This is a genomic window from Frankia sp. AgPm24 (genome assembly GCF_023243055.1).
Classification (GTDB): domain Bacteria; phylum Actinomycetota; class Actinomycetes; order Frankiales; family Frankiaceae; genus Frankia; species Frankia umida.
This window is the reverse complement of record NZ_JALKFW010000048.1, coordinates 1-2,534: the sequence shown is the minus strand read 5'-3', so window position 1 is coordinate 2,534 and position 2,534 is coordinate 1. Positions and strand designations below refer to the sequence as shown.

Annotated in this window: 2 protein-coding genes; both read right to left on the bottom strand. The window is 75.0% G+C overall.

What is annotated here, in order from left to right; genetic code table 11:
* Positions 1–81 precede the first annotated feature (81 nt).
* Positions 82–1,683: a PepSY domain-containing protein gene (locus tag MXD61_RS05525; RefSeq protein WP_248811764.1), complete on the bottom strand. Its 1,602-nt coding sequence runs from the start codon at positions 1,681–1,683 to the stop codon at positions 82–84.
* 178 nt (positions 1,684–1,861) lie between these two features.
* On the bottom strand, positions 1,862–2,534 hold a 673-nt coding region (locus MXD61_RS05520), incomplete at its 5' end, for a hypothetical protein (RefSeq protein WP_248811763.1).

The window sequence follows — 2,534 nt, the reverse complement described above, 5'->3', positions numbered from 1 at the left end:
GGAGCGCCGCGGGTCCGCCCGCTGCCCGGCTTCGTGGCGCAGCGGGCGGACGTCAGGTGGGGGTCGCGCCCGTCTGGCGGGTCAGGCCGCGGAGGCGTTGCCCGTCTGCTGGCGGCGTCGGGCGCGGATCAGGCCGGCCGCGGCGTCGAAGGCGAGGAAGGCCGCCAGCGTCACCCCGAGTACGGGCAACGCCCAACCGACCGCGGCGGTGAGCAGGATGACGGCCACCAGCGTGGGCCTGGGTAGCCGCCGCCAGGTACCCCGGGCAGGAGCCGGGCCGACGACTGCGCTCCGGTCGGCTCGGGTCGGACGACGCTGCCACCACATCCGGTAGCCCCAGACGATCACGCAGATCAGGCCGATCGCGAGGCCGGCGAGCAGGATCTGGTTGACCAGGCCGAACAGCAGGCCCATGTGCGCGGCGACGCCAAGCTTGGTGAGCTTCGCCAGCAGCGGCCAGTCCGTCCACCGCACCTCGCGGACCACGTGACCGTCGGCCGGGTCGACGGCCACCTGGTCGAGCCGCACCGGCCAGCGCCGGTCGGTCTGGGCCACGGACCATCCCGTGCCGGCCTCGGTGGGCGGGGTGATCTCCACGGGTCCGTGCAGGCCCGCGCCCCGCGCGGCAGCGGCGACCCGGTCTACTCCGCCCGCCCGCGCGGCGCTGGTCTCCGCGGTCCCGCCGGCGCCGGTGGTTGTATGGCCCTGGTGCGCCCCGCCGGTGGCGCCGGCGGGCGCTGCCGTCTGGGGCAGGGCGATGTCGAGGTCGGGGGTGTGGCTGTCGGTGGCGTCCAGCGCGGTGGCGAAATGCGCGCCGGCGTAGCGGGACCAGGTCAGGCCGGTCGCGGACAGGAACAGCAGACCGACCAGAAGCCACACCCCGAGGCTGCCGTGCCAGCTCATCGTGCGCCGCCGGCCACGGGCGGCCAGGTCGGGCAGCAGAACGCGACGCATCCGGCGGGAGCGGCGCCGCCGGCCCAGCCACAGCACGAGCCCGCCGAGGGAGACGACCCACAACCAGCTCGCCGCGACCTCCGAGTAGTGCCGACCGAGCGCGCCGAGGTGCAGGTTGCGGTGCAGATCGTCCAGCCAGGTGGTCAGCGGGGTGCTGCCCCACCAGGTGGTCAGCGCCCCCTGGACCCGGTTCGTGTAGGGGTCGACGTAGACGGTGCGCTGCTTTTCTCCCAGGTCGGGGACGTTGAGAACCACCCGGGTGGTCCGGTCGGGTGCGTCCCCGGTCAGCACCGAGGCGAAGGTTCCTTCGGGATGGGCGGCGAGCGCGGCGTCGATCTGCTCGGACAGCGGCCGCGGCGCCGCGCCGACCTGGTCGACATGGAACTCGTCGGCGTAGACCAGCCGGTCGAGCTGCGGGGTGAACGTGTAGGCGAGGCCGGTGAGCGCGGCCACCACCAGGAACGGCGCTACCAGCACCCCGGCGTAGAAGTGCAGCCGCAGCACCAGCAGCCGCACCCCACCGGACGTCGGCGCGGGCGCGGACGTCGGCGGGTCGGAGGCGGACGCGTCGGGAGCGTCGGGTTGGCGTGGTTCCGGGACAGCCGGCAACGCGGCCAGGTCCGTGGGGGGTGTGGCCGGGTCTGTGGGTGGCTCGGACGGCACGGCCGGGCCGGCGGGAGGGACGCTCTGGTCGTCGGGGGGATGCCCCGTCTGGTCGATCGTGGTCACAGGGGTTCTCCGAACAGGCTTGTCGAGGACATGCGGCACCGCCGCGGCGGCCCTGCGGGCGACGGCCGCGGTCGGATCCCGTGCCGCGTCAGTTGCGGCCGGGTGGCGACAGGCCGGATTCGGGCACCGCGAACAGGCCGTCCGACGTGTGCACGACGGAGCGCCCCGGCGGTACCGGTCAGGCCAGAGCCGGGTTCGGTGGACCTCTGCGCACGACCAGATGAACGAGGTGGGCCAGCTGCGGGGCCCGGTCCGTCGCGGGCCGGCACCGCGGCGTCGCGCGGGCGGGAAGCGGGCAGACCACGGCCGGACGTCGCCGGCGCCGCAGGTGGTCCGCCGCCCGGCGCGCCACCGCCACGGCGCCGCGCGCCGCCCGCCACAGCAGTCGCTCTCCCGCGGAGAGCCACCACGCCAGCAGCAGTGCGGCGCCGAGGTGAGCCAGCGCCATCCGGGGCCCGCCGGGCAGAAGGTCGATTCCCTCGACGCCCTGGGCCGTTCCGGCCGTCCCGGTCGGGAAACCGTGCTGGGCGTGTGCCTCGTGGTTCGGCGCCATCGTCACGGTGAAGGCCAGGTGCAGGCCGGCCTGCACGCAGGCCACCAGCCCCGCGATGCGTCGCAACGACATCCGCCGGCCGGTGCTGCCCCAGCACACGCGCAACGCGAGCGCACTACCGCATGCGGTAGCGAGTGGGTTCGGCAGCTCACTACAGGCCACCAGGTGTGCGCCGACGGCGAGGGCGACCGCCAGGACGGCCACGGTCGAGGCCCGTGCCCCGCGCCCGACCGGTGTCGCCGCCCAGCTCACAAGCTCGGCACTGTAGCCGTAAAGCAAGCGCGGCTCAGCTGATCGC